Genomic DNA, 26,701 nt, shown 5'->3' with positions numbered 1-26,701 from the left:
GGCCTGCGCGGCCGAGTCGGTGCCGATGTGGCGATCGCGGAAGGCGGAGCTCACGCCTCGCCACCCGTCAGCGCGACGTAGGCGTCGCGGTCGAGGAGGTCGCCCGCGGGCGAGCCGTCGACGCGGATCTTCACGAGCCACGCGTCGAACGCGCCGGCGTTGACCGACGAGGGGTCGTCCACGACGGCGTCGTTGATCTCGACGACCTCTCCGGTCAGCGGGGCGTAGAGCTCGCCGACGGACTTGGTGGACTCGATCTCGCCGCAGGTGTCGCCGGCGGTGACGGCGGTGCCGACGGCGGGGAGCTCGACGAAGACGACGTCACCGAGCTTCTCGGCGGCGTAGTCGGTGATGCCGACGGTCGCGACGTCGCCGTCGAAGGCGATCCACTCGTGCTCGGCGGTGTAGGACAGGGCGGTGAGGTCGGTCATTTCTGTCTCCGGTAGAAGGGCAGGGCGGTGACGGTCGCGGGGATGCGGGTCCCCCGGACGTCGATGGTCAGGGCGGTGCCCTCAGCGGATGCCGAGGGGTGGACGAGGGCCATCGCGACGGGATGGCCGAGGGTCGGGCTGAGGGCTCCCGAGGTGATCTCGCCGACGATCTGGTCGCCGGAGAGCACGGCGTAGCCGGCGCGGCCGGCGCGGCGGCCCCCGGCCACGAGGCCCACGAGGACGGGGGCGCCGTCGAGGTCGCGGGCGGCGAGACCGTCCTTGCCGACGAAGTCCTCCTTGTCGGCGGCGACGACGCGGCCGAGTCCGGCCTGGGCGGGTGCGATGTCGCGCGAGAGCTCGTGGCCGTAGAGCGGCATCCCCGCCTCCAGCCGCAACGTGTCGCGGGCCGCGAGCCCGGCGGGCACGAGCCCGTGCGCGGCGCCCGCCTCGGAGACGGCGCGCCAGAGGGCCTCGGCGACCTCGTTCGGGATCATGAGCTCGAAGCCGTCCTCGCCGGTGTACCCGGTGCGGGCGACGAACAGGCTCCGACCCTGGAACGATCCGAGCGCCCACGAGTAGTAGGTCATGTCCGCGAGGGCGGGGTCGACGTCGTCGATCCCCTCGGTGGCTTCGAGGATGCCGCGGGCCGCGGGGCCCTGTACGGCGATGAGCGACATCCGGTCGGTGATGTCCTCGATGCGCGCGTCACGCGAGTCGACGGCGGCGAAGGCGGCTGCGACCTCGGCGCGGTTACCCGCGTTGGAGATGACGAGGAACTCGTCCTCGGCGATGCGGTAGACGATGACATCGTCGACGATCCCGCCGTCATCGGCGAGGACGAGGGAGTACTTGGCCTTCCCGACCTTCATCGACGAGATCCGGCCGGCGAGGGCACGGTCGAGGAAGGCGGCGGCTCCGGCGCCCTCGATGCGGAACTCGGCCATGTGCGAGATGTCGAACAGTCCCGCGCTCCCCCTCACCGCGTGGTGCTCGGCGAGGTCCGACGTGTAGCGGACGGGCATCAGCCAGCCGCCGAAGTCGGTGAAGGAGGCGCCGAGCTGCTCGTGCAGCTCGTGCAGCGGCGATCGCCGCGGCTCGGTCGTGGTCTCGGTCATGCCGTCTCCGCTCAACATTCCACGACGCTGACCGCGAGGCCGCCGAGCGCCGTCTCCTTGTACTTGCTGCTCATGTCCCGCCCCGTCTCGCGCATGGTCACGATGACCTCGTCGAGCGAGACGCGGTGGGTGCCGTCGCCCCAGAGCGCCATCTTGGCGGCGTTGATCGCCTTCGCCGCAGCGATCGCGTTGCGCTCGATGCACGGGATCTGCACGAGGCCGCCGATCGGATCGCACGTGAGACCGAGGTTGTGCTCCATCGCGATCTCGGCGGCGTTCTCGACCTGCCGGGGCGTTCCGCCGAGCACCTCGGCGAGTCCCGCCGCCGCCATCGACGACGCCGAGCCGACCTCGCCCTGACAACCGACCTCTGCGCCCGAGATCGAGGCGCGCGCCTTGTAGAGCACACCGATCGCGGCGGCCGTCAGCAGGAAGGGCACGACGACCTCGGCGCGCGGGCGACTCTTGGCGACGTAATGGGTCGCGTAGTGCAGGACGGCGGGGATGATCCCAGCGGCGCCGTTGGTGGGGGCTGTGACGATCCGCCCGCCCGAGGCGTTCTCCTCGTTGACGGCGAGGGCGACGAAATTCACCCACTCCTGCCACAGGGCGGGGTCCTCGCCCGTCGGGTCGTCGACCCGCAGTCGGTCCCGCCAAGCGGGCGCGCGTCGCGGAACGCGAAGGCCGCCGGGCAGCAGCCCCTCGCGTGAGGCTCCGGAGCGGACACTCTCGCTCATGACGTCGGCGAGATGCAGGATGCCGCTGTCGATCTCGTCCTCGCTGCGCGAGGCGAGCTCGTTGCGGCGCTGGATCTCGGCCATCGAGACGGATTCGCTGTCGCAATGGGCGAGCAGCTCGGCCGCCGTCTCGAAGGGGAACGGCACGGCGGTCACCGTCGCGGAGGGAGTCTGCTCTCCGTCGCGGACGATGAACCCGCCGCCGGTCGAGTAGTAGACGGCCTCATCGAGCAGCGCATCATCGGCATCCCACGCCTGGAGACGCAGGCCGTTCGTGTGACCGGGGAGGATCGTGAGCGGGTGCAGCACGATGTCGTCCTCGCAGAGGGGCACATCACCGGTTCCGCCCAGTCGGACCCGGCGCTCGTCCGCGATCGCCGCCGTGCGCTCCTCGACCTGCGCGGGAAGAACCTGCTCGGGCTCGAGCCCCTCGAGCCCGAGGAGCACCGCGGTCAGCGTGCCGTGCCCGCGACCCGTGGCCGCGAGGGACCCGTAGAGGTCGACCTGCACCCGGGCGGCGCGTCGGGCGTCGATTCGCGACACGTAGTCCGCGGCGGCCCGCATCGGCCCCACCGTGTGAGAGCTCGAGGGCCCGATCCCGACGGTGAACAGGTCGAAGACGCCGATGCTCGGAGTCATCGCGATGATCGAGCGGGTGGATGAGACGGTGGGAACAACGGAACTCCTGACGGCGCAGCGGGATGCGGGTGAGTTCCTCCCCCTCTGTCATCGGCCTGAGAGATTTCACGGGCGTCGCCCGCTTGCCCCGTCGGCGGGCATCCGGAGATGCCGCTTTTCAGAGTGACCATGTCGGCTCGGTACGGGGGCCTGAGAGATTCCGGGGAGGGATTGCTCCTTCGGCAGCCACGAGGGCTTCTCCCGAGCAGACGCGATGGTCCGGTGTGCGATTGTGAGCGCGAGCCTATCACCGGGGCACGCCGCGCCGATACGGCGTCAGCGCGCGCACTTCCCCGAGGAGACGGTCGCTGCGTCGGGCGAGACGTCCAGCGCGGGTCGGAGTTCCTCCGTCGTCATCGCGTATCCGCGCGACGCGTCGTCCTGCCCCCGGGCGAAGACCAGACCGGTCACTTCACCCTTCGCGGTCAGGAGCGGACCACCGGAATTGCCCGGGCGGACGTCCGCCTCGAGCGCGTAGATCTCGCGAGGCTGCGAGCTGTCCTCGTAGATGTCCGAGACGATCGCGTTCCCCACCGAGAGGACGTACGCCGCGGTGCTCGTGAACGGGCCGCCGAGAGGATACCCCTGAACGGCGACCGGCGTTCCGGGGGCGACGTCGCCGACGATCGGGAGCGGCTGGGCGTCGAGACCCGAGACGCTGATGACGGCGAGGTCGTCGATCGGGTCGAAGTAGACGACTCGACCCTCTTCGGCATCCCGTCCCGGGAGCTCGACGAGCGGGGTGTCGACGCCCGCGACGACGTGCGCATTGGTGACGACCAGGTCTTCCGCCACGACGAAACCCGATCCGGTCAGCGAGGCGCCGCACGCGTACGCGTTGCCGCTGATGCGGGCGACGGATGCCGCGGCCCGCTCGAGTTGCGGGTCGTCGAGCGAGACGGGGGGCGCCGTCGGCTCGACCTCGGGTGCCAGCAGATCGCCCACCCGCGGGATGCCCTCGTCGACGATGAACCCGCGGAGCTCGGCGAGCGCCGAGTCCACCGGCGGTGGGGTGATCGCGTCGATCGCTCCCAGCACGCGGGACGAGGCCACCGCGGGGGCGACCACCGGCATCCCGGAGCCGACGATGGCACCGCTCGCGAGCAGGAGGACGATGGCCGCTGCGACCGTGTTCACGAGCCCGCCGAGGATCCGGTCGAGGGGGGCGAGTCTGGCTCGGTCCACGCCGCGACGCAGGCGCCTCCCGACAGCCGTGCCGAGGGACGCGAGGAGGACGACGATGCCGAGCGCGATGATCGCGAGGACCAGGCTCCGGTACTCCCAGCCGGCGAAGGTGGGCGCGATGACGGGCGTCAGCCAGACGGCGATCACCGCACCGAGGATGATCCCGATGAGAGTTCCCGCCGTCGCGACGAGACCGCGGAGAAGGCCGCCGAACAGCGCCGCGATGAGCACGAGCACCACGATGATGTCGACGACGAGCACGGCAGGCCTTCCCTAGACGAGTCCGCCCCGGGAGAGCCGGCGGTTCCTCGGGGATCAGCGTAGGACGCGGCCGCTGTGAAACTGGTTCGTGTTGCGGTTCTTGTCATCCCGACCCTAAGATCGCTACAGAGCTTAAGGTCACAATGACAAGAACATCTGCTTCCCTTCCGATCGGCGTCGCCGTGTCGACGGTCATCTTCCGCCTCCGTCGCGACGCCGACGATGCGCGCATCGAGCTGCCCCTCGTGCGTCGCACGCGCGACCCTCACGAAGGGCAGTGGGCCCTTCCCGGCGGATGGGTCGACGCCGCCGAGCACATCGAGGCGACGGCTTCCCGCACCCTTGCGGAGACGACGGGACTCGCCCCGAGCTACCTCGAGCAGCTCTACGCGTTCGGCGAGGTGGGACGCTCCCCCGGTCGCGTCGTCTCGATCGTGTACTGGGCGCTCGTGCGCGAGGACATCGCCGAGGCCACCGAGCGGCACAACGTCGCCTGGTTCGATGCGACGGCCCTGCCGGAGCTCGCCTTCGATCACAACCACATCGTCGACTACGCCCTGTGGCGGCTGCGGAACAAGGTCGGCTACAGCCGCATCGCCCACGGCTTCCTGCCGGACCGCTTCACCCTCGCCGAGCTCCGCGAGGTCTACGAGGCGATCCTCGGTCGGCGCCTCGACCCCGCGAACTTCCGGCGGCAGGTCGACGGCTCCGGCACCCTCATCCCCACCGACGACTTCCGCACCGGGAGCCACCGGCCGGCCCGCCTCTACCGCTACAACCAGGACGTCGAGCTGGCCGATCGCGGCCCGCTCCCGCAGTGAAGGACCCGAACCGACATGAGCGCCACCCCCGTCACCCTGCAGCCCCGACCGATCAGCGCCCGCCCGATCGACCCCAGCGTCGACCACGAGATCCAGGCCATCGTCGCCGGTGAGACCACGGCCGAGACGTGCAACACGGACCTCGCTGCGGGACCCTGGACCTTCGACACCCGCCCGGGATACGGACCCGGCTCGTCGATGGGCGACGTCATCCCCACGGGAGCGCCCCGGCAGGGACAACTGCCGGCCGAGTACCGCGAGGCGGACGAGGCCGAGCTCGCCGCGCGCATCGTCACGGCGAAGCAGACCCTCGGCGAGCGCGTCGTCGTGCTCGGGCACTTCTACCAGCGGGAGGAGGTCGTCACTCACGCGGACTACGTCGGGGACAGTTTCCAGCTCGCGAACGCCGCCCTCGAGCACCCCCACGCCGAGGCCATCGTCTTCTGCGGCGTGCACTTCATGGCCGAGACAGCCGACCTCCTCTCGCGCCCCGAACAGGCCGTCATCCTCCCCAACCTCGCCGCCGGATGCTCCATGGCCGACATGGCCGACATCGACCAGGTCGAGGAGTGCTGGGAGCAGCTCGCCGACGTCTACGGAGACATGGACGCTCCGGATGCCGAGGGGCAGCGCCCCGTCATCCCCGTGACCTACATGAACTCGTCCGCGGCGATCAAGGGTTTCGTGGGCCGCCACGGCGGGATCGTCTGCACCTCGTCGAACGCGCGGACCGTCCTCGAGTGGGCGTTCGCCCGCGGACGTCGTGTGCTCTTCTTCCCCGACCAGCACCTCGGGCGCAACACGGCGAAGGCCATGGGCGTCCCCCTCGAACAGATGCCGGTGTGGAATCCGCGAAAGCCCCTGGGCGGATCGAGCGAGGCGGAGCTCGCCGACGCCCGCGTCATCCTCTGGCACGGCTTCTGCTCGGTGCACCGCCGGTTCACCGTCGACCAGATCGCCGCCGCGCGGGCGGAGCACCCCGGCGTCCGGGTGATCGTGCACCCCGAATGCCCGATGGACGTCGTCGACGCGGCGGACGAGGCGGGGTCGACCGACTACATCCGGAAGGCCATCGCCGCGGCCACCGAGCCCACGACGTTCGCCATCGGCACCGAGATCAACCTCGTCCAGCGACTGGCGGCGCAGTTCCCCCAGCACGAGATCTTCTGCCTCGACCCGGTCGTGTGCCCGTGCTCGACGATGTACCGGATCCACCCGGGCTACCTCGCCTGGATCCTCGAGGGACTCGTCGCGGGCGAGGTGCGCAACCGCATCACCGTGCCGGCGGATGTCGCCCAGCCGGCACGCATCGCCCTCGAGCGGATGCTGGCGGCGAAGCCGTGAGCACGATCGTCGTGGTCGGCTCGGGCATCGCCGGGCTGACCGCCGCCCTCCACGCGGATGCCGGTGGCTCGACGGTCACGATCGTCACCAAGAGCGAGCTGGCCGAGGCGAACACGCGGTACGCGCAGGGCGGCATCGCGGGCGCGCTCTCCCCCGACGATCGGACGGCCGATCACGCGCACGACACCCTCGTCGCCGGGGCGGGACTGGCGGACCCGGCAGCCGTCGACGTCCTGGTCACGGAGGGTCCCGATCGCATCCGAGACCTCATCGCCGCCGGCGTCCGGTTCGACCGGGACGCCGACGGGACGCTCCGTGCGGGACTCGAGGGTGCGCACTCGTTCCCCCGCATCCTGCACGCCGGGGGCGATGCCACCGGTGCCGAGATCGAGCGCGCGCTCGTCGAGCAGATCCGCCGGAGCGACATCCGGATACTCGAGCATGCTCTCGTGACGGACCTGGTCCTCCGGGGCGGACGTGTCGTCGGTGTGGACATCCTCTGCGGCGAGCGCGTCGAGGCGGACGCCGTGATCCTCGCGACCGGCGGCGCGGGTCGGCTGTTCGCGCACTCCACCAACCCGGCTGTGGCGACCGGGGACGGCATCGCGCTCGCCGCCCGGGCGGGTGCTGACGTCCGAGACCTCGAGTTCGTGCAGTTCCACCCCACGGTGCTCGCCACAGGCGACGCCTTCCTCGTATCGGAAGCCGTGCGCGGTGAAGGCGCGGTCCTCCGCGACGAAAGCGGACGCCGGTTCACCCTCGACGTCCACCCCGACGGTGAGCTGGCACCCCGCGACGTCGTCGCCCGCGCGATCACCGCCGCGATGGCCCGTCAGGGCGGGCGCCCCGTCCTCCTCGACGCGACCGCGGTGCACAGCGCGGACCCGGACGAGCGGTCACGGTTCCTCGCCGCCCGGTTCCCGACCATCGACGCCGCCGTCCGCTCCCGCGGGCTCGACTGGGCCCGCGAGCTGATCCCCGTCACGCCGGCCGCGCACTACCTGATGGGCGGCGTGGTCACCGACCTCGACGGCCGCACCGACGTCCCGGGCCTGTACGCCGTCGGTGAGGTCGCGCGGACCGGCGTCCACGGGGCGAATCGCCTGGCATCGAACTCTCTCCTCGAAGGCGCCGTCTTCGGCGCCCGTGCCGGGGACGCCGCAGCCACGGACGACCCGGGGTGGCCGGTGCCCGCCGGCACCCCCGCCGTCGTCCAGGCGGCGACCGACGGCATCCCGCACCCGCGCTTCAGCCGCCGCGCGCTGCAGGATCTCATGTGGGCGGATGCCGGTGTGACGCGTGACGGCGAGGGTCTCCGCCGTGCGGCCCGCGTCCTCGCCGGCTGGCGCGCCTCGAGCGTCCCGCCTGTGACCCTGGCCGAACACGAGGATGCGAACCTCCTGCTCGTCGCCGAGCTCATGGTCGCCGCCGCGCTGGCGCGGACCGGCTCGGTGGGCTCGCACCTGCGAGCCGACGACCCTGCTGCCGCTCTCATCCACCCCGACCTGGAGGGGGCCGCGTGATGCTCTCACCCGCCACCATCGAATCCATCGTGCGCGCAGCGCTCCTCGAGGACGCCCCGTGGGGCGACATCACGAGCGACGCGCTGATCCCGGCATCCGCCACCGCCACGGCCGACCTCATCGCGCGCGAAGCGGGCGTGTTCAGCGGCGGGTCGGTGTTCGCGGCCGCGTTCGCCCTCACCGACGACAGCGTCAAGACGGACCTGCGCGTGGCGGAGGGGAGCCGATTCGCGCCGGGCGACGTCCTCGCCGTCGTGACGGGGCCGGCCCGCGCCGTGCTGACCGCGGAGCGGATCGGGCTGAACTTCGTCCAGCGCATGTCGGGCATCGCAACGGTCACCGCCGCGTACGTGGATGAGGTGGCGGGAACCGGTGTCCGGATCGCCGACACCCGCAAGACGACGCCGGGCCTGCGCGCGTTCGAACGCCACGCCGTCCGCAGCGGCGGCGGTGCCAACCACCGCCATTCGCTGTCCGATGCCGTCATGGCCAAGGACAACCATCTCGCCGTCCTGACGCGCTCGGGGCTGTCGGTCACCGAGGCGCTCATCGACGCCAAGGGCCGACTGCCCCACACCGCCCACATCGAGGTCGAGGTCGACCGTCTCGATCAGATCGAGGCGGTGCTCGCCGCGGGCATCGGCACGATCATGCTCGACAACTTCACGCTCGCCGACCTCCGGACGGGTGTCGCGCAGGTGGCGGGACGGGCCACCGTCGAAGCGTCCGGCGGGGTCTCCCTCGACACCGTGCGCGCGATCGCCGAAACCGGGGTCGACGTCATCTCGGTCGGGGCCCTCACCCACTCGGCGCGGGCGCTCGACCTCGGACTCGACGTCCGCATCGACGAGGCCTGAGGTGCTCTACCTCGACCACGCGGCGACGGGCCCCGTGCGTCCCGAGGTGCGGGAGGCGATGCTCCCCTTCCTCGCCGAGCGCTACGGCAACCCGTCGAGCCACCACACGATCGGAGAGGATGCCGCGGCCGTCCTCGCCGACGCGCGCCGCCGGGTCGCCGCCGTCGTAGGGATGCGGCCGGGAGACGTGATCTTCACCTCGGGCGCGACCGAAGCGAACAACCTCGCACTGAAGGGGGTCGCCGTCGCCGCGCTCCTGCGCACCGGACGCCCCGGACACCTCATCACGAGTGCGATCGAACACGAGTCGGTGCTCGCGTCGGCGGAGTTCCTGGAGCGCGCCCACGGGGTGGCGGTCACGCGACTTCCGGTCGACCGGGACGGTCTCGTCTCCCCCGACGACCTCGCGGCCTCGCTCCGGCAGGACACCGTGCTCGTCTCGCTCGGGTACGCCAACAACGAGATCGGGACGGTGCAGGATGCCGCGGCCCTCGCCGCCGCCTCGACACCGGCGCGCGTTCACCTCCACTTCGACGCCGTTCAGGCCGCGGGCTGGCTGCCGCTGGCCGGGACCGGCGCCGACGCCCTGTCGATCGCCGGCCATAAGGTCGGCGCCCCTCAAGGGATCGGAGCCCTCGCGATCCGCGGCCGCATCCCCCTCGAACCACTCCTCCACGGCGGCGGCCAGGAACGGGGACGTCGCAGCGGCACGGAGAACGTCGCCGGTGCCGTCGGCCTCGCTCTCGCGCTCGAGCTGGCCGAGGCGGAGCGGTGCGTTGCGGCGGAGCGGGTCTCAGCGTTGCGCGACGCGTTCGTCGCCGGGGTGCTCGCACTGATCCCCGAGGCGCGCCTCACGGGACACGCGACCCGTCGGCTTCCGGGAACGGCGAGTTTCACGTTCTCGGGTGTCAGCGGAGAAGCCGTCCTGCTGGAGCTCGAACGGCGCGGCGTCGTCTCCTCGAGCGGATCCGCGTGTGCGGCAGGCAGCGATGAGCCGTCTCACGTGCTCCTCGCGCTCGGCATCGCGCCCGCGGTCGCGCAGACCTCGGTGCGGTTCAGCTTCGGCCACCGCGCGGCGACCGACCCGGCACCCCTCGCCGAGGCCGTCGCCGCCTCGGTCGCGGCGGTACGATCACGGTGATGAGCACCCCGACCGTCACCGTCATCGTTCCCGGACGCGACGTCGGAGCGTTCGCCGACGACGCCCTCGCCTCGCTCCGCGCGCAGACGCACCAGGGCTTCCGCGCGATCCTCGTCGACGACGCCTCGCGCGATCGGACGGCCGAGGTCTTCGCCGCCACCGCCGCAGCGGACCCCCGCTTCACGCTCGTGCGTCACGAGGTCGCGCGCGGACTCGGCGCGTCACGGAACGAGGCGCTCGACCTCGTCGACACCCCGTACGTCGGATTCTTCGACGCCGACGACATCATGCTGCCCGGCGCTCTCGAGACCCTGGTGGGCTCCCTCCAGGACTCCGGCAGCGATGTCGCCGTCGGAGCGTACGTGCGATTGCGAGCGGATGCCTCGGGTCACTACGCCCCCGGCATCGTCCAACCCTGGGTCGCGGCATCCACCTCGCCCGCTCGGCGCCGCACGACGCTCGCCGCGCATCCGGACGTGTCGGGCAACATCGTCGCGTGGTCCAAGGTCAGCCGCGTCGACCTGTGGCGTCGCGCGGGCCTGCGTTTCACCGAGGAGCGCGCCTACGAGGACCAGGTCGTCGCTCAGCAGCTCTACGCCGCTGCAGCAGCCATCGACGTCGTCCCCGACGTCGTCGTGCACTGGCGTGAGCGGGCCGACGGAACCTCGATCACGCAGCGGCGGCACGCCGTTCCCGTCCTGCGCGACTACCTGGACGGCCTGCGCGGCGGCCTCGCCGTCCTGGACACCGCCGGGTTCGAGGGTGCGGCGCGCTCCCGCGTCCGCCTCATCCTCGACATGGACGTCCCCGCCCTCGTCCGGGTCGCCGAGCACCACCCCGACGACGCCTACCGGCAGCTCCTCGGTGCGTTCACACGCGACGTCGCCGACCGCGCCGCGGACGAGGGTGTCGTCCTCGACGCGGCATCCGCTCCCCTCCTGGCCGCCGCACGGGCGTGGTGAGGGATCAGCCGGCGCCGTCGATGCGCGCCGCGGCGACCTGCTGAGCCGCGAGCTCGGCGTAGAGACCGCCCGCCGCCAGGAGCTCGGTGTGCGTCCCGGACTCGACGATGCGACCCGCATCGACGACGTGGATGACGTCGGCGGCGATCACCGTCGAGAGCCGGTGCGCGATCGACAGTGTCGTTCGGCCCCGCGCCGCCTCGTCGATGGCCTCCTGGACGACCCGTTCCGACACGGTGTCGAGGGCCGAAGTCGCCTCGTCGAGGAGCAGCACCGGCGGATCCTTGAGCAGCACGCGCGCGATCGCGATGCGCTGCTTCTCACCGCCGGAGAGCCGATACCCGCGCTCGCCGACGATCGTGTCGTAGCCGTCCTCGAAGCCGGCGATGACGTGGTGGATGTTCGCCGCGACGCAGGCGGCCTCGATGTCGGCATCCGTCGCCCCCGGTCTCGCGTAACGGAGGTTGTCGCGGATCGACGCGTGGAACAGGTAGGTCTCCTGCGACACGATGCCGATCCGGTCGATGATCGAGGCCTGCGAGAGCGAGCGCACATCCGCTCCCGCGAACAGCACGGATCCTTCCGTGGGTTCGTACAGGCGGGGCGCGAGGTAGAGGATCGTCGTCTTCCCCGCGCCGGAGGGCCCCACGAAGGCGACGTGCTGCCCGGGCTCGGCCACGAACGAGACGCCGTCGAGAGTCGCGGGGCTGTCGGGGCCGGCATCCGGATAGCGGAACGAGACGTCGCGGAATTCGATCCGTCCGAGAGGGCCGGGGGCGTCGGCCACGTCGAGCGCGTCGGCGACGTCGGCGATGGCGGGGCGCAGGTCGAGGTACTCGAAGATACGGGCGAACAGCGCGCGCGAGGTCTGCACGTCGAGCGCCACCCGCATCAGCCCCATGAGCGGCATGAGCAGTCGCGCCTGCACCGTCGTGAAGGCGACGACCGCCCCCGCGGTGATGGGGACGGCATCCCCCGTGATGAAGAAGCCCGCGACGAGGTAGATGACCGCGGGGACCGACGACATGATGATCTGGACGACGGCGAAGAAGCCCTGACCGCTCATCGCCTGCCGCACCTGCAGACCGATCTGCGTGCGGTTCTCGGCGGCATAGCGGTCGGACTCGGCCCTCTGGCGGTTGAAGGACTTCGACAGCAGGATGCCGGAGACGCTGAGCGTCTCCTGCGTGATGGCGCTGAGTTCCGACAGCGACTCCTGCGTCTGCCCGGCGATGCGGGCGCGCACCTGTCCGACCCTGCGCTGCACGAGGATCAGCACGGGCATCATGACGACCGCGATGAGGGTGAGTCGCACGTCGATCAGGAGCATCGCAACCAGAGCCGAGATCACCGTGACGGTGTTGCCGAGGATGCTCGTGACCGTGTTGGTGAGGACACCCGACACCCCGCCCACGTCGTTCTGCAGCCGCGACTGGATGACTCCGGTCTTGGTCCGGGTGAAGAAGCCGAGGTCCATCGCCTGAAGGTGCGCGAACATCCGTACGCGGAGATCCCCGGTCACCCGGTTGCCGACCGTCGACGTCAGCCAGGTCTGCGCGATCCCGAGCGCCGCGCCGAGGACGAACAGCCCGATCATCGACAGCACGAGGACGCCCAGGAGCCCGAGCTGCGGGGACGAGCCGTCGACGGGGAAGAGAGCGTCGTCGAAGATGCGCTGGACCAGAAGCGGCGGGATCACGCCGACCGCCGCGCCCACGACGACGAGGATCGCCGTCGCGACGAGTCGGCGCCGGTACGGACGGAACAGGGCGGCGACGCGACGACCGAGATCAGGGATGCGGGGAGCCGAGGCGTTCCTCTGCCGCTGCGTGTCTTCATCGATGCCGCGGAACCCTCCCCGGAAGCCTCCGGGCCCGCCCATGCTCATCCCGTCACCATAACCCCGCCCAGGCGCGTGGGATCCGCGGGAATGGCGCGGCACCGGCATCCGTTAGGCTGAACGACTCGCGACATGCGTGTCGCCCGTGTTGGCCGCGCCGACCGCCCCTCCCACTCGAAGGACTCTCGTGCCCCTCTCGGACACCGCATCCACGCCCACCGTTCCGCCCGTCTCGGCGCCGACCAAGACCGGCCCGGTCATCGCCCTGCTCGTCGTCGCCGCCTTCGTCGTCATCTTGAACGAGACGACCATGAGCGTCGCGCTGACCGACATCGTCGCGGACCTCGGGATCACCGTCGCGACCGGTCAGTGGCTCACGACAGGCTTCCTTCTGACGATGGCCGTCGTCATCCCGCTGACCGGCTTCCTGCTGGAGCGCTTCCCGCTGCGGACCGTCTTCTTCACCGCGATGAGCCTGTTCGCCGCGGGCACTCTCATCGCCGCGCTCGCGCCCGGCTTCGGATTCCTGCTCGCGGGTCGCATCGTGCAGGCCAGCGGCACCGCGATCATGATGCCGCTGCTGTTCACGACGGTCCTCAACATCGTCCCGCCGTCTCATCGCGGCCGCATGATGGGCACCATCAGCGTCGTGATCGCCGTCGCTCCGGCCATCGGGCCGACGGTGTCGGGCCTGATCCTCTCGACCCTCACGTGGCACGCGATCTTCTGGGTGATGCTCCCGATCTCCCTCATCGCCATCGTCCTCGGTGCGGTCTGGGTCAAGAACGTCACCGAGACGCGTCCCGACGCCCGGTTCGACGTGCTCTCCGTACCGCTGTCCGCGCTCGGATTCGGCGGCCTGATCTACGGCTTCAGCGCGATCGGCGAGTCGGCGTCGGGGCATGCGCCCATCGACCCATGGATCCCGCTGGCGATCGGCGCGGCATCCCTCGTCCTGTTCGTCCTCCGGCAGCTGCACCTGCAGAAGACCGACAGCGCCCTCCTCGACCTCCGCACGTTCCAGACCCGGACGTTCTCGCTCGCGGTCGTGCTCGTCGTCGTCGTCTTCGCCGCGCTGTTCGGATCGATCGTCCTCCTGCCGATCTATCTGCAGCAGGTTCTGGGACTCGACGTCCTGGGCATCGGGCTGATGCTGCTTCCCGGCGGCATCCTCATGGGAGTCATGGCGCCGTTCGTCGGCAATGCCTTCGACCGCGTCGGACCCACGCCGCTCGTCATCCCCGGCATGATCATCGCGGCTGCGGCGCTCTGGGGCATGACCCTGTTCGACGTGAACACCGCGGTGCCGTTCGTGATCGGCGTCCACCTCATGCTCAACCTCGGACTGGGACTGACCTTCACGCCGCTCCTGACGTCGGCGCTCGGCTCCCTCCCTCGGCGGTACTACCCGTACGGGTCGGCGACGGTGGGTACCCTTCAGCAAGTCGCCGGCGCTGCGGGAACGGCTCTGTTCGTCGCGATCATGACCGTCACGACGGCCGCGAAACTCGCCGACGGGACCGACGAGGTGCTCGCCAAAGCCGACGGCGTCCACGCCGCCTTCCTGATCGGTGCGATCGTGGCCAGCGCGGCAGTCGTGCTCGCGCTCTTCGTGCGGAAGCCGGCGGAGGGAAGCGCAGACCAGGGCCCCGCCCTCGCCCACTGATCAGTTCGTGCTGCAGCACCCTCCGCCGCAGCACGAGGCGCCCTCGTCGAGAAGGTCGACGGCGTCCGTCTCCTCGGTCGCGTTCGGGAGCGTAGAAACCGGCTGCAGCGTGGGGGTAGGCAGGTTCGAGGTGGCCATGCGCTCCATGCTACGCCCGCGTAACCGGCACCGGCGCGAGGGTCAAGGGCCTGAAGAGCGCGCGGTCCACCGCCTAGCGTCGAGACCATGAGCACCCTCAGCGGAAAGCGCGTCGCGTTCCTCGCGACCGACGGATTCGAAGACAGCGAGCTGACCTCCCCCTGGGAGGCAGTGACGGATGCCGGGGCCGCCGCGGTCATGATCGCCCCCGAAGCGGGCACCATCACCGGCAAGAACGGCCACGAACAGACCGTAGATGCCACCTCCGGCGAGGCGAACGCGGCCGACTACGACGCCCTGGTCCTCCCCGGCGGCGTCGTGAACGCCGACGACCTGCGGCTGGACGCCGCAGCCGTGCGGTTGGCGCGCGACTTCTTCGCGCAGCACAAGCCGGTCGGCGCGATCTGCCACGCCGCTTGGCTCCTCGTCGAAGCGGACGTCCTCGGCGGACGCACCCTCACGAGCTACCCCAGCCTCCACACCGATCTGGTGAACGCGGGTGCCACGTGGCAGGACGAGGAAGTCGTCGTGGACTCCGGGCTCGTCTCGAGCCGGACGCCCGACGACCTGCCGGCGTTCAACGCGAAGCTGGTCGAGGAGATCGCCGAGGGACCGCACGCGGCGCAGACCGTCTGACCCCCACGCACCGGCCGCCCCCGTCCGCGACTCAGTCGCGTGTCGGGGGCGTCGTGCGTCGACGGGCCGTCACGACCGCGACGACCACGACCACGACGACGAGGACGACGATGCCGCCCACGACGAGCGGGACCACTGACACGCCATCACCGGCGGCATCCGGCGTCGCCTGCGACGACCGCAGGGGCGTCGCCTGACCGACCGCGAAGGGGATCGTGCCGCTGATCGGGTGCCCGTCGCTCGACACCACGCGCCACTCGACGAGGTAGCCCGCGTCGGGCATGCCGGCGGCCAGGGGGACGGTGAGGGTGTTGGTGTCGATGGCCGGTGCACCGTCCGTCCAGTCCTTGCCTGCGGCATCCACGACGATGACCTCGGCGCCTTCGTGCATGATCGCGGCCGAGTAGGTGAGCACCACCGACGCGGGCGCCGTGCTCAACTGCTCGTCCGGCGACGGCGTGCTGCCGATGAGCTCGTCGTGCGCGAACGCCGGGCTGGCGAATCCCAGAGTCAGAAGGGCCGCGATGCCGACGGAGGCTGCCATGATACGGGACAGCGCGGAGCGGATGGAGGCGGGGCGGGACGGCGCGGCGGACATGACTCCAGCCTGCCATCGGACGCTATGCACCGCCTGCGTCGGCTTACCGCCCGCTCCGGCGACGAGCAACCCCCGGACAGCACGCCGCCCCTGCATCTACCGTGGCCCTCACACCAGCCTGGGAAGGACGCCGACATGGACATCGACCGCAGCGAGGCACAGAACGAGCCGGAGGACCTCTCCCCCGACCTCGAGCGCCCGGAGGACCGCGGTGCGCCCTCCGCCGAATCGCATTACCTGGTGAGCGAGCACGACGGCGTCACGCGGGTCGACATCGCCGCTGATGCGACGTTCCGACCTGGGCCCGGGCCCGGTCAGCCCGAGGCCGACGCCGAGTGACGCGAGCCCGCCCGGGACGACCCGTCAGAGGCCGAGGAGATCCTCGGGCCGGGTGCCGTAGGCCGCGAGGTGATGCCGCCTGAGACCGGCCACGGTGAACCCCCAGCGGGAGGCGATCTCGCTCAGGTCGTCGACCGAGCCGAGCGCCGTTCCGACCATCTCGGCTCGGGCGGCATCGAGTCTCACGGCGGTGAGGTGCTCCATGGGCGTGCGCCCGGCGACGGAGTGTGCTCGGAAGGCGCGGCGAAGGGCAGCGCTTCCGACTCCGGCGGCTGCTGCGGCGTCGTCCACCGTGATCGGCAGTGACGCATTCTCCTCGAAGAAGGCGACCGCCGCGCGGTAAGCCCGTTGCTGCTGGGCGACGGTCTCGACGCGTTCGGCGCGGTCGCCGATGAGAGGGAACGCTTCGAGGGTCGAGACCGCGATGGAACGGAACAGCGATGCTCGCGCGAGGTCGTTGTCGAGCGCCTCGTCGGCGGCGAACGCCATGGCGGACGCCGACTGCCATGCGCGCAGAAGGGCCGGATCCGCAGCCCGCGTCCCGTCGAAACGCACCGTCACGGTGTCGTCGTTGTAGACAGTTCGCGCAAGGTCCGTGAGCGCGTCCATCGGCAGGGCGACGACCTGAACGCGGGTGTCCTGGAGCCGGCACGCGAGGGTCGAACCCGGCTGGAACAGGACCGGGTGCGCCGCGTCCCCCCGCTCGCCGTCGATCTCCCACTCATAACGCGCGTCGCTGTGCACGACGATGACGGCATCGAGGTCGCACTCGGCGCTGTAGCCGCCGCGGATGTTGAGTCGTCGGAGCCCGAACCGCTCGTCGCCGGCACTCGATTCCTCGAAGACGAGATCCTGCGCGTCGAGATCGACGCTCCCGTAACTGCGGTTGATGTACGCCTCCGCCTCGCCGAGGTCGGCGGAGCGGAAATGCTCACGAAGCGCGGGCACGCTGTCCTTTCCCTCCCATCGCCTGCGGTTCGACGGGATCCGATCCGAGCCTACGTCCGTCCATGACGGGGAGGACCGCCCGGATACTGCGCATTACGGATCATGTGCGCATAATGGATATCACGACCCCGTGAGAGGACCCAGTGGGCAAGTTCATCTACAACGACCGCATCCGCGCCGAATTCGAGGATCGACTCCTCGCGCATCTGCAGCTCGTGATCACCACCAAGCTTCGCCGCGGGGAGGCCTTCACCTTCATGTGGCGCAACGACCAGAGCCTCGGCGACGGTCGTCAGGTGGTGTGGCTGCACCCCGGTGCCGACCTGAACTGGCAGTACTTCGGCAGCCGGCAGCCGTCGTTGAACCCGGCGTGGCTCGATGCCCTCAGCCACGTCGCGAACTCCCCATCGGGTCTCTACGTGATTCCCGAACCGCAGGGTTCCGCCACCCGCGCACCCAGCGAAGCCATGGAATGAGACCGTAGAGATGATCCATGTCTCCTGACCACGGCCCCCGCGTCGTCGACGTGACGCGAGAGGCCCTCGACGCCGAGGCCGCTGCCGCACTGCTGCAGCAGGTCGCGGCGGGGGCATCGATCCGAGAGACGGATGGCACCTTCTCCCTGCGCCAGCGGATCCTGGGCGACGAGCGACTGCAGGTCACGAGGTTCCAGACGACCGGCTTCCTCCATTCGCACATCGACGTCCGCGGCTACGTCGGCGTTGCGCGCCTCGATGACGGGGGCCTCCGCGCCGAGTCGAACGGGTCCCGCGTGGACGTGGACGCACCGTTCCTGCTCAGCCCGGGCACGGCCGAGACCTGGTCGTCCTCGGTCAACGCAGAGGTGGTCGGAATCGGGCTCCCCGCGCTCGGGGCGTTCACCGGACTCGACCTGGGCGCACACGGTCGTTTCCCCCACTCCGGCGCATTGACGCCGGAGCTGCAGCGACACTGGGAATCGACGATCACGCACGTCGGGCAGATCTTCGACGACGAGGTATTGCTTCACAACGACCTGATCCGACAGGCTGCGGTCGACGCCGTGTTCGCCGCCACGGTCAGCACGTTCGGCATCGACGCGGACACGGAAGAGGCGTCCGGCGGCTCACGCGGAGTACGCCGGGCCACCGCGTTCATCGACGACAACCTCGGTGAGCCGCTCAGCGTCGCGGACATCGCCGCGGCTGCGGGGCTCAGCGTCCGAGGTCTGCAGAGCGCCTTCCAGCGCACCCTCGGCATGACGCCCGCGGCGTACGTCCGTGCAGAGCGGCTTCAGGCCGTACGACGGGACCTCATGACATCGGATGCCGACGCCACGACGGTCGCCGAGATCGCCCGGCGCTGGGGGTTCGCCCATCTTCCCCGGTTCGCTCAGCACTACCGCGCCGAGTTCGGCGAGCAGCCCCACGAGACGCTCCGCCGCTGACGCGTCGACGCCGGCGCACCGCCTCCGGGTCAGTCCCAGCCGAGGTAGTCCTCGATCTGGAACGCCGTCTCACCGGGGTGTGTCATCGGGAACAGGTGTCCGGTGTCCGGGAGCCGGACGACGCTCGTCCGGTCCGCCGCCGTCGCCTGCAGGTCATCGCCGTTGACCGGCGGAGTGATCGGGTCCTCGGCGCCCTGGATGATGAGGATGGGCAGTGACGGGGCGAGACTCGCCCACTCCGCGACCGGAGTCGAGGCGAGCGCAGCACTCTGCAGCTCCTCCACCTGGGGGTCGCGCGACCGCGCGAAGACGTCCCACGCCACCGGGATGGAGATCCCAGGCCCGACGAGGGTACGAACGGCGTCGGCGTCGGGAGCGTCCACGGGTGCCGAGAAGGCGCTCTGCAACGCGCGGGCGGCGTCGTCAGCGAGCGCGCGGGCCGCCTCGACGCCGAGCAGGAGCACACCGTTCGCACGGCCCGGGTGGTCGAGCGCCACGGTGCGGGCGACCGCACCGCCGAAGGCGTGACCGCCGATCCACGCGGAACCGATGTCGAGGTGGTCGAGCACGTCCACAACGTCCTGGGCCAGGTCGTGCATGGAGGCGGCCGACTCCCCGGGACGGCGCGAGCCGATCCGGACGATCCGGAAGCCCTCCTCCTCGAGGATGCTCGCGAGCCCGCCGAGGTAGGCGACGTCGAGGCCCTGCGCGGGGACGAGGACGAGGGCGGGGCCATCCCCCTCGTCGATGAACGGGATGGCACGAGCCTCGGCGTCGAACACCTGGCGCTGAATCTGTGTCATGGGGATCCTCAGTTGGTGACGCGGCCCCCGACGAAGAGGTCGAGGGGCGGGCCGCTCGCACGGAGTGCTGTCCGGCCAACAGGAAACCCTACCCGAGAGAGGATGGACGCCCGTCGGGCGAAAGGAGCCGCGCGCGTTAGCCTCGCAGTGTGACGGGTGAGATGGCGAAGAAGTGGTCGCGCGGCGCGCGGACCCGGGAGCTGACTCGGGTGTTCACACGGGCGGGATTCGAGCGGCGCGGCGACGAATGGATCCTCGAGACGCCCGAGCTTCGCTGGTGGGTGTACCTGGGGACGGCGAAGTTCGACGCGCACGAGCATCAGCTCTCCGTCGGCGCGGTCGTTCTGAGAGACGGTCGCCCGCTGTCCGACGCGATGAACGCCGCCAGCCTTTCGCTGTCGGACCTCCCCGGCGCGTCGCGACGCGTGTACCGCGACATCGACGAAGCGACGAAGGATCCGATGATCCTGGACGTCGAAGCGCTGCTGATCCCGCTGATCACACGCCTGCCGACGATCGGATCCGTGATCACCATGTGGCTCGCGGGCGAGATCGCGGCATCCACCACCTCCCTCGCGAGGCCGTACCAGATCGCGCACGCGTGGAAGCTTGCGAAAGCCCACGACGAGGACGTCCTCGCCGATCGAGCCGTGCAGATGGCTGGAACCGCCCGGTGGACACCCGAAGCGCGATGGCTCCTCAGGGAGTTGGGCATGCCGGTCAGCGGTCCGGTGCGGGAGCTGCGGGGATACTCGTTACTGGACCGCCTCCTGCAGCGCGCCTACGTCCGGCGATTCAGCCCGATCACCGACGAGACCCGCCTTCCGCTCTGACAGCCACGGTCATCGCCCACCCGTCACGCGTCGGATCGGCCGTGAGTCCGGCGCACCAGCGACGCTGACACGCCGGCCGATCGTCCGTCGACTCCGCGACTAGTTGTTGAAGCGAAACTCGACCAGGCTCTCAGTCAATGTTGAACCCACCCTGTCCCTCTTCGACGGAGTTCACGAACTCCCGCTCTGGCAAGTAACCACCAAGCCGCCTCGACCAGATCTCGCCGACCGCGGGACCAATCAGTGCCATCTCGTTAGCGGTGAACCGGTCGCCTTTGATCTGATTACAAACGAAGCAGCAGGGCACGAGATTGTCGAGCTCGTACCCCGCCCCACTATCGACACGGTCCACACCGAGCACCTTCACGATTCGCTGTATCTGACTCCGCATCCCCACTGCCGAGAGGTCGCGCTCGCTGATACCGCAGTAGGCGCAGATCAGTTCCTGCGACTTTCGCCACCGACAAAAATCGTCGATCGCGAATCCCAGCGTCGGCGATCCCTTGTTGGTGCGATTGAATCCACTACGTAGGTTCCCCTGTGTGGTCTTGTAGATCCCTCGAGCGTTTCGGCAATCAGAACAGAATTGCGCCCGACCCTCACGCTCGTCAGGGGCTGACGTACCGCACGCGGCGCACTCCCAGTCCGATGCCACCACAGGCTACTTCGACCCGCCAGATGTGTTTCCGATACGGAACTCCACGACGTCGCCGTCCTGCATGATGTAGTCCTTGCCCTCGAGGCGTGCCTTGCCCTTGGCACGCGCCTCTTGGACCGACCCCGTCGCGACCAGGTCCTCGAACGAGATGACCTCGGCCTTGATGAAGCCCTTCTCGAAGTCGGTGTGGATGACGCCCGCTGACTGCGGCGCCTTCCAGCCCTTGCCGATCGTCCAGGCGCGAGCCTCCTTGGGGCCTGCCGTCAGGTAGGTCTGCAGCCCCAGGGTGTCGAATCCGACGCGCGCGAGCTGGTCGAGGCCCGACTCGTCCTGGCCGGTCGAGGCGAGTAGTTCGGCCGCGTCCTCGGGGTCGAGCTCGGCGAGCTCCGATTCGATCTTCGCGTCGAGGAAGACGGCCTGCGCGGGCGCGACGAGCGCGGCGAGTTCGGCCTTGCGCGCGGCATCCGTCAAGACCGCCTCATCCACGTTGAAGACGAAGATGAACGGCTTCGCGCTGAGCAGGCCCAGCTCGCGGATGGGCGTCAGATCGATCCCGGATGCCGAGAGGAGTTCACCCCTCTGGAGCGCCTCCTGCGCGGCCTTCGCGGCCTCGAGGACCGACGGGTCGAGCTTCTTGCCGCGGACTTCCTTCTCGTAGCGCGTGATCGCCTTCTCGAGCGTCTCGAGGTCGGCGAGCTGGAGTTCGGCGTTGATCGTCTCCATGTCGTTCTTCGGGTTCACCGCTCCGTCGACGTGCACGACGTCGTCGTCGGCGAACCCGCGGACGACCTGCGCGATGGCGTCGGCCTCGCGGATGTTGGCGAGGAACTTGTTGCCGAGCCCCTCACCCTCGCTGGCGCCGCGCACGATGCCGGCGATGTCGACGAACGACACGGTCGCCGGAAGGATCCGCTCCGAGGAGAAGATCTCGGCCAGCGTGTCGAGGCGAGGATCCGGCAGGTTCACCACGCCGACGTTCGGCTCGATCGTCGCGAACGGGTAGTTCGCCGCGAGCACGTCATTCTTGGTGAGAGCGTTGAAGAGGGTGGACTTGCCGACGTTGGGCAGTCCGACGATTCCGATGGTGAGAGCCACGGGCATCCACTCTACGCGGCAGGTGGCATGAGCCCGCGACGGAACCGGGTGAGACCGCGGGCGGCGCGCCTCCGTCGCCGTGGCGGCACCCGCGGCGAGGGTGAAGGCATGGGTCTGGACTTCACCGCGATCGATTTCGAGACGGCGAACTCCTCCAACGCCTCCGCCTGCGCCGTCGGGCTCGCCCGCGTTCGGAACGGTCAGGTCGTCGCGTCCGAAGGGTGGCTCATCCGCCCGCCATCAGGACACGACCGGTTCTTCGAGATCAACGTCGGCATCCACGGCATTCGTGAGGACGACGTCGTGACGGCGGACACCTGGGCCGATCAGATGCCCCGCCTGCTCGACTTCGTCGGCGACGACATCCTCGTGGCTCACAACGCCGGCTTCGACATGCGGGTGCTTCGCAGCGCGTGCGAGGTCACCGGCCATGTCGCACCGCCCGCGCGGTACCTCTGCAGCCTGCACGTCGCGCGGAAGACGTACGATCTGCCGTCGTATCGGCTGCCGTTCGTCGCCGCGGCCGCCGGGCACCTGGACTTCGCGCACCACGATGCGACCGCCGACGCTCTCGCCTGCGCCCACATCGTCATCGACGCCGCCGCGCGCGCCGGCGCACAGGATCTCGTGGAGCTGGCGATGCTCCTCGGCGTCCGGATCCCGCAGATCCCGCAGCCGGTGCCGGCGTCGGCGGCCTGAGGGGAACCGGACCGCCCGGCACAGCCGCGATGTCTGTGGCCTCCGGCACGATGAACGACATGGATGCCGCCTTCGTCACCGTCCTCGCCCTCGTCTGCCTCATCGCGGGCGCACTCGCGGCCGGGGCGCTCGTCGCCGCGCGCGAGGCGAATCGCCGCGTCAGTCTGGAGGCGCGCGCATCGGCGGCAGAAGCGGCGAGAGACGCCCTTCGGACGCAGCTCGACCAGCAGCGCGCGCTGCACCGCGACGTGACCAGCCGGGTGCACGCCGAGCAGGCTGCGCGCGACGAGCGCGAACGACGCGAGCAGACGATCCTCCGCGCCCTGGCGCCCGTCCAAGAGACCCTTTCCGCGATGCAGGAGAAGGTGGACCACCTCGAGCGCGATCGACAGGAGCAGTTCGGCTCTCTTGCCGAGCAGCTGCGGCGCTCAGCGGAATCCGACGAGGCGCTGCGCGCGACGACCGAGTCCCTCGCCGGCGCGCTCAGATCCAACGGCACCCGGGGAGTCTGGGGCGAGACGCAACTGCGTCGGATCGTCGAGTCGGCAGGCCTCACGCGGTACGTCGACTTCGACACGCAGGCCTCCGTCTCCTCGGATGCCGGGAGCGGACGACCTGATCTGATCGTCCGCCTCCCGGGGCAGAAGGCCCTCGCCGTCGACGCGAAGGCCCCCTTCCACGCCTATCTGGAAGCGAGCGCGATCCCCGTCACCGCGGTCGGCGAGGAAGCGGCTCGACGATCGCGCCTGCTGGCGAAACACGTCGCCGCCGTGCGCGCTCACATCGATGCGCTCGCGAAGAAGCGTTACTGGGCGGGGATGCCGTCGAGCCCCGAATTCGTCGTCTGCTTCATCCCGAGCGAGTCGCTGCTCGCGGCCGCGTTGGAGGAGGACCCTGCGCTGCTCGAGTACGCCTTCGGGCGGCGGGTGGCGCTCGCTTCGCCGGTGAACCTCTGGGCCGTCCTGAAGACCGTCGCCTATACGTGGACGCAGCAGGAGGTGTCCTCCGAGGCGCGGAGGCTCTTCGACCTGGGGAACGAGCTGTACCACCGGCTGGGATCGCTCGCCGGGCATGCGGACGATCTGCGTCGAGCCATCGAACGCACCGTCGACAGCTACAACCGATTCGCCGGCTCACTCGAGTCGCGCGTCCTCGTCAGCGCGAGGCGATTCCCGGGGATCGACGACACTCAGCTCGAGGCGCTGTCCTCTCCGCAGCCGATCGAATCCACGACGCGTCGCCTGACGGCGCCGGAGCTCCTCGACGACCTCGCCGACACGGCCGACGTGGGCGAGCTGCGCGACAGGCTGGCGACCGACGCGGGTGTCAGGCGGGGAAGAACGTCATGAGCCCGATCACGCCGAGCGAGACGGCGAGGAACGCGCCGATCATCCACCACGCGTTGATCTCGTGACCGGGGGGCATCCGGCGGCGCAGCAGCACGTCGGGACGCCGCGCGGGGTCGTCGACGACCGGAACCTGAGCCGTCACCGGACGTACGCCGCCCGTCGCCTGGCCGACGATCGGGATCTGCCCCGTCGGCGTGACGGGCAGGTGACCGGTGAGCGAGAGCTGACCTGTGCGCGGGTCACTGGATGCGGTGGACATGGGAACTCCTGAGGGGCGGTGACAAGTGCCGGGGACCGCTGACACCACGGCCCATTGTGCCAGAGGGGTCGTCCGTGATCCTGGGTTGACGCTCCGCGCGCGTGTCCGACGGCGCGACGCGTCAGCTGCACACCGGCGTCAGAGCCACTTGGAAGTGAGGTGTTCCGACGAGATCCGGCGCAGCGTTCCCGAGGCTCCGCGGAGAACGACGCTCTCGGTGTAGACGAAGTCGCCGACCCGGCGCACGCCCCCGACGAGTTCGCCGTTGGTGACGCCCGTCGCCACGAAGAGCGTGTTGTTCCCGCGCACGAGATCGTCCGCCTCGTACACGTGATCGTCGAGCTTCAGCCCCGCGTCGATCCCACGCTGCTTCTCGTCGTCATCGCGGGCCCAGAGTCGCCCCTGGATGTGCCCACCCAGCGCCTTGATGGCGCACGCGGTCACGATGCCCTCGGGACTGCCGCCGATGCCCACGCACATGTCGGTACGAGCGTTGTGGCGTGCCGCGTTGATGCCGCCGGCGACGTCGCCGTCGCTCATGAGCCGGGTCCCGGCCCCGGCATCCCGGATCTCGTCGATGAGCTGCGCATGCCGAGGGCGATTCAGCACCGATACGACGAGCTCATCGACGGGCTTGTCGAGCGCCTTGGCGAGACGGTGGATGTTCTCGGCGATCGGAAGCCGGATGTCGACGACTCCGACGCCGGCGGGTCCCGTCACGATCTTGTCCATGTAGAACACGGTCGAGGCGTCCAGCATCGCGCCGCGGTCGGCGACGGCGATGACCGAGAGCGCGTTGTTGCGCCCCTCAGCCGTCAGCGTCGTGCCGTCGATGGGGTCGACGGCGATGTCGCACTGCGGTCCTCGGCCGGTGCCGACGCGTTCGCCGTTGAACAGCATCGGCGCGTTGTCCTTCTCCCCCTCGCCGATGACGATGACGCCGTCGAAGTTCACCGTCGTGAGGAAGGCGCGCATCGCGTCGACAGCTGCCCCGTCGGCGAGCTCCTTCTTCCCCCGGCCGATGAAGGGCACCGAGCGGATCGCCGCCGCCTCGGTCGCGCGGACGAGCTCCAGCGCGAGGTTCCGGTCGGGGTGCAGAGGACTCATGTCGGCAGTCAGGCTCACCATGGGCTCAGCCTAGGACCGTCGTCGCCGTAGACCACGTGTTTCTCGCCTCGTCCGGGCGAAGGAATGCGGAATCTTTCGAATCCGGAAGGGAGGGCACCTTCTCCTGGCGGAAGCCCGCTCGGGAGAGCGCGGCATCCCTTCGATAGAGTTGCAGCGAATCACCGACTTCTCCGAGGAGCTGACATGCCCGTCGCCACACCCGACCAGTACGCCGACATGCTGGACCGCGCGAAGGCAGGCGGCTTCGCCTACCCCGCGATCAACGTCTCGAGCTCGCAGACCATCAACGCCGTCCTCCAGGGCCTGACCGAGGCCGGCTCCGACGGCATCCTGCAGGTGACCACCGGCGGCGCCGACTACTTCGCAGGGCACACGGTCAAGGGCCGCGCCACCGGCGCCCTGGCGTTCGCGAAGTACGTCACCGAGGTCGCCAAGAACTACCCGATTACGGTCGCCCTCCACACCGATCACTGCCCCAAGGACGCGCTCCCCGGCTTCGTGCTGCCGCTCATCGAGGCCTCCGAGGCCGAGGTCAAGGCCGGCCGCAACCCGATCTTCCAGTCCCACATGTGGGACGGCTCGGCCGTTCCCCTGGACGAGAACATCGAGATCGCACGGGATCTCCTCCCCCGCATGAAGAACATCAACGCCATCCTCGAGATCGAGGTCGGCGTGGTCGGCGGCGAAGAGGACGGCGTCCAGCACGAGGGCTCGAACGACGCCCTCTACACGACCGTGGCCGATGTCACGAAGGCCGTTGAGGCTCTCGGCCTCGGCGAGAACGGCCGGTACATCTCCGCCCTTACCTTCGGCAACGTCCACGGCGTCTACAAGCCGGGCGGCGTCAAGCTCCGCCCCGAGCTCCTGGGTGAGATCCAGGAGGGCATCGCCGCACACTTCGGCACCGGTCCCAAGCCCCTCGACCTGGTCTTCCACGGCGGCAGCGGCTCGTCCGACGAGGAAATCGCCACCGCAGTCGCGAACGGCGTCGTGAAGATGAACATCGACACCGACACGCAGTACGCGTTCACTCGCTCCGTGGCCGGCTTCATGCTCGCCAACTACGAGGGCGTCCTGAAGCTCGACGGCGAAGTGGGCAACAAGAAGCAGTACGACCCGCGCGCCTGGGGCAAGGTCGCGGAGTCCGCGATGGCTCAGCGGGTCGTCGCTGCCACGCAGCAGCTCGGATCGGCCGGCAAGTCGCTCGGCGTCTAACGTCCTCCTACGACGA

The 26,701-nt window shown here is 70.0% G+C and carries 28 protein-coding genes and 2 riboswitches; of the genes, 15 read left to right on the top strand and 13 right to left on the bottom strand.

What is annotated here, in order from left to right; genetic code table 11:
- Positions 1 to 50: 50 nt before the first annotated feature.
- The 4 genes from gcvH to BBA86_RS03365 all read right to left on the bottom strand — a co-directional run bounded on the left by gcvH (position 51) and on the right by BBA86_RS03365 (position 4,407).
- Entirely contained in the window at positions 51 to 431 is a 381-nt protein-coding gene (gene gcvH, locus BBA86_RS03380; protein ID WP_065570289.1) for a glycine cleavage system protein GcvH, read from the bottom strand.
- Complete coding sequence (gcvT, locus tag BBA86_RS03375; protein WP_065570288.1) at positions 428 to 1,546, bottom strand: glycine cleavage system aminomethyltransferase GcvT; 1,119 nt, start codon at positions 1,544 to 1,546, stop codon at positions 428 to 430. Before gcvT ends, gcvH begins: the two co-directional genes overlap by 4 nt.
- An 11-nt stretch (positions 1,547 to 1,557) precedes the next feature.
- The gene (locus BBA86_RS03370; protein WP_065570287.1) at positions 1,558 to 2,922 is read right to left on the bottom strand and encodes an L-serine ammonia-lyase; all 1,365 of its coding nucleotides are present in this window, start codon (positions 2,920 to 2,922) and stop codon (positions 1,558 to 1,560) included.
- Positions 2,923 to 2,996: 74 nt separating this feature from the next.
- A riboswitch (glycine riboswitch) is annotated at positions 2,997 to 3,089 on the bottom strand.
- A riboswitch (glycine riboswitch) is annotated at positions 3,090 to 3,175 on the bottom strand.
- 62 nt (positions 3,176 to 3,237) lie between these two features.
- Positions 3,238 to 4,407, bottom strand: a complete 1,170-nt coding sequence (locus BBA86_RS03365; RefSeq protein WP_065570286.1) for a MarP family serine protease — start codon at positions 4,405 to 4,407, stop codon at positions 3,238 to 3,240.
- A 143-nt stretch (positions 4,408 to 4,550) separates the two neighbouring features.
- Here BBA86_RS03365 and BBA86_RS03360 point away from each other — a divergent pair, with 143 nt between their 5' ends.
- Genes BBA86_RS03360 through BBA86_RS03335 form a run of 6 tightly spaced genes read left to right on the top strand, consistent with a single transcriptional unit; the run spans position 4,551 to position 11,055 of the window.
- Positions 4,551 to 5,228 (top strand): NUDIX hydrolase, encoded by a 678-nt coding sequence (locus BBA86_RS03360; RefSeq protein WP_065570285.1) that lies wholly within the window; start codon positions 4,551 to 4,553, stop codon positions 5,226 to 5,228.
- A gap of 15 nt (positions 5,229 to 5,243) precedes the next feature.
- Entirely contained in the window at positions 5,244 to 6,572 is a 1,329-nt protein-coding gene (nadA, locus tag BBA86_RS03355) for a quinolinate synthase NadA (protein WP_065570284.1), read from the top strand.
- Entirely contained in the window at positions 6,569 to 8,095 is a 1,527-nt protein-coding gene (gene nadB, locus BBA86_RS03350; protein ID WP_065570283.1) for an L-aspartate oxidase, read from the top strand. The genes nadA and nadB overlap by 4 nt, the downstream gene beginning before the upstream one ends.
- Positions 8,095 to 8,952: a carboxylating nicotinate-nucleotide diphosphorylase gene (gene nadC / locus BBA86_RS03345; RefSeq protein ID WP_065570282.1), complete on the top strand. Its 858-nt coding sequence runs from the start codon at positions 8,095 to 8,097 to the stop codon at positions 8,950 to 8,952. The genes nadB and nadC overlap by 1 nt, the downstream gene beginning before the upstream one ends.
- Before the next feature lies 1 nt (position 8,953).
- A complete protein-coding gene (locus tag BBA86_RS03340) occupies positions 8,954 to 10,093 on the top strand; it encodes a cysteine desulfurase family protein (protein WP_065570281.1) in 1,140 nt (379 codons plus the stop codon).
- Positions 10,093 to 11,055 (top strand): glycosyltransferase family 2 protein, encoded by a 963-nt coding sequence (locus tag BBA86_RS03335; protein ID WP_065570280.1) that lies wholly within the window; start codon positions 10,093 to 10,095, stop codon positions 11,053 to 11,055. The genes BBA86_RS03340 and BBA86_RS03335 overlap by 1 nt, the downstream gene beginning before the upstream one ends.
- Before the next feature lie 4 nt (positions 11,056 to 11,059).
- Here the strand turns inward: BBA86_RS03335 and BBA86_RS03330 are convergent, their stop codons facing one another.
- On the bottom strand, positions 11,060 to 12,937 hold the full coding sequence (locus tag BBA86_RS03330) for an ABC transporter ATP-binding protein (RefSeq protein ID WP_065570279.1): 1,878 nt from the start codon (positions 12,935 to 12,937) through the stop codon (positions 11,060 to 11,062).
- Between the two features lie 145 nt (positions 12,938 to 13,082).
- On the opposite strand from BBA86_RS03330, the gene BBA86_RS03325 reads away from it, so the two are divergent.
- Entirely contained in the window at positions 13,083 to 14,561 is a 1,479-nt protein-coding gene (locus tag BBA86_RS03325; protein ID WP_083199450.1) for an MDR family MFS transporter, read from the top strand.
- Here BBA86_RS03325 and BBA86_RS14525 read toward each other — a convergent pair whose 3' ends face one another.
- Positions 14,562 to 14,699 carry a hypothetical protein gene (locus BBA86_RS14525; protein WP_189318489.1) on the bottom strand — a complete coding sequence of 46 codons (138 nt, stop codon included), beginning with the start codon at positions 14,697 to 14,699 and terminating at the stop codon, positions 14,562 to 14,564.
- Between the two features lie 87 nt (positions 14,700 to 14,786).
- On the opposite strand from BBA86_RS14525, the gene BBA86_RS03320 reads away from it, so the two are divergent.
- The gene (locus tag BBA86_RS03320) at positions 14,787 to 15,335 is read left to right on the top strand and encodes a type 1 glutamine amidotransferase domain-containing protein (RefSeq protein WP_065570278.1); all 549 of its coding nucleotides are present in this window, start codon (positions 14,787 to 14,789) and stop codon (positions 15,333 to 15,335) included.
- Positions 15,336 to 15,366: 31 nt separating this feature from the next.
- On the opposite strand, the gene BBA86_RS03315 is transcribed toward BBA86_RS03320, so the two are convergent.
- On the bottom strand, positions 15,367 to 15,933 hold the full coding sequence (locus BBA86_RS03315) for a copper resistance protein CopC (protein WP_065570277.1): 567 nt from the start codon (positions 15,931 to 15,933) through the stop codon (positions 15,367 to 15,369).
- 135 nt (positions 15,934 to 16,068) lie between these two features.
- Between BBA86_RS03315 and BBA86_RS03310 the strand changes: the two genes are divergently transcribed.
- A complete protein-coding gene (locus BBA86_RS03310; RefSeq protein ID WP_065570276.1) occupies positions 16,069 to 16,272 on the top strand; it encodes a hypothetical protein in 204 nt (67 codons plus the stop codon).
- 24 nt (positions 16,273 to 16,296) lie between these two features.
- Here the strand turns inward: BBA86_RS03310 and BBA86_RS03305 are convergent, their stop codons facing one another.
- Positions 16,297 to 17,220, bottom strand: a complete 924-nt coding sequence (locus BBA86_RS03305) for a helix-turn-helix domain-containing protein (RefSeq protein ID WP_065570275.1) — start codon at positions 17,218 to 17,220, stop codon at positions 16,297 to 16,299.
- A gap of 143 nt (positions 17,221 to 17,363) precedes the next feature.
- Here BBA86_RS03305 and BBA86_RS03300 point away from each other — a divergent pair, with 143 nt between their 5' ends.
- Together BBA86_RS03300 and BBA86_RS03295 are read left to right on the top strand one after the other, a co-directional pair.
- Positions 17,364 to 17,696, top strand: a complete 333-nt coding sequence (locus tag BBA86_RS03300) for an ATP-dependent DNA ligase (RefSeq protein WP_065570274.1) — start codon at positions 17,364 to 17,366, stop codon at positions 17,694 to 17,696.
- Positions 17,697 to 17,713: 17 nt separating this feature from the next.
- Positions 17,714 to 18,646, top strand: coding sequence for a helix-turn-helix transcriptional regulator (locus BBA86_RS03295; RefSeq protein WP_065570273.1), 933 nt, complete (start codon positions 17,714 to 17,716; stop codon positions 18,644 to 18,646).
- A 29-nt stretch (positions 18,647 to 18,675) separates the two neighbouring features.
- Here the strand turns inward: BBA86_RS03295 and BBA86_RS03290 are convergent, their stop codons facing one another.
- Entirely contained in the window at positions 18,676 to 19,449 is a 774-nt protein-coding gene (locus BBA86_RS03290; RefSeq protein ID WP_065570272.1) for an alpha/beta fold hydrolase, read from the bottom strand.
- Positions 19,450 to 19,598: 149 nt separating this feature from the next.
- On the opposite strand from BBA86_RS03290, the gene BBA86_RS03285 reads away from it, so the two are divergent.
- On the top strand, positions 19,599 to 20,282 hold the full coding sequence (locus BBA86_RS03285) for a hypothetical protein (RefSeq protein WP_065570271.1): 684 nt from the start codon (positions 19,599 to 19,601) through the stop codon (positions 20,280 to 20,282).
- A 130-nt stretch (positions 20,283 to 20,412) separates the two neighbouring features.
- On the opposite strand, the gene BBA86_RS14385 is transcribed toward BBA86_RS03285, so the two are convergent.
- Positions 20,413 to 20,937, bottom strand: coding sequence for an HNH endonuclease (locus BBA86_RS14385; RefSeq protein ID WP_141677831.1), 525 nt, complete (start codon positions 20,935 to 20,937; stop codon positions 20,413 to 20,415).
- Positions 20,938 to 20,943: 6 nt separating this feature from the next.
- Positions 20,944 to 22,035: a redox-regulated ATPase YchF gene (gene ychF / locus BBA86_RS03275; protein WP_065572161.1), complete on the bottom strand. Its 1,092-nt coding sequence runs from the start codon at positions 22,033 to 22,035 to the stop codon at positions 20,944 to 20,946.
- Positions 22,036 to 22,143: 108 nt separating this feature from the next.
- Here ychF and BBA86_RS03270 point away from each other — a divergent pair, with 108 nt between their 5' ends.
- Both BBA86_RS03270 and BBA86_RS03265 read left to right on the top strand, forming a co-directional pair.
- Complete coding sequence (locus tag BBA86_RS03270) at positions 22,144 to 22,734, top strand: 3'-5' exonuclease (protein WP_065570269.1); 591 nt, start codon at positions 22,144 to 22,146, stop codon at positions 22,732 to 22,734.
- 29 nt (positions 22,735 to 22,763) lie between these two features.
- Entirely contained in the window at positions 22,764 to 24,083 is a 1,320-nt protein-coding gene (locus BBA86_RS03265) for a DNA recombination protein RmuC (protein ID WP_065570268.1), read from the top strand.
- On the opposite strand, the gene BBA86_RS03260 is transcribed toward BBA86_RS03265, so the two are convergent.
- Both BBA86_RS03260 and glpX read right to left on the bottom strand, forming a co-directional pair.
- Positions 24,061 to 24,342: a hypothetical protein gene (locus BBA86_RS03260; RefSeq protein WP_065570267.1), complete on the bottom strand. Its 282-nt coding sequence runs from the start codon at positions 24,340 to 24,342 to the stop codon at positions 24,061 to 24,063. The genes BBA86_RS03265 and BBA86_RS03260 overlap by 23 nt on opposite strands.
- Before the next feature lie 138 nt (positions 24,343 to 24,480).
- On the bottom strand, positions 24,481 to 25,470 hold the full coding sequence (glpX, locus tag BBA86_RS03255) for a class II fructose-bisphosphatase (protein WP_065570266.1): 990 nt from the start codon (positions 25,468 to 25,470) through the stop codon (positions 24,481 to 24,483).
- A 183-nt stretch (positions 25,471 to 25,653) separates the two neighbouring features.
- Here glpX and fbaA point away from each other — a divergent pair, with 183 nt between their 5' ends.
- Entirely contained in the window at positions 25,654 to 26,685 is a 1,032-nt protein-coding gene (fbaA, locus tag BBA86_RS03250) for a class II fructose-bisphosphate aldolase (RefSeq protein ID WP_065570265.1), read from the top strand.
- Positions 26,686 to 26,701 lie beyond the last annotated feature (16 nt).

Source organism: Microbacterium oleivorans, assembly GCF_001691565.1.
Lineage (GTDB): Bacteria > Actinomycetota > Actinomycetes > Actinomycetales > Microbacteriaceae > Microbacterium > Microbacterium oleivorans_B.
The sequence above is the reverse complement of the archived record's forward strand: the minus strand, read 5'-3'. Positions and strand labels throughout refer to the sequence as shown.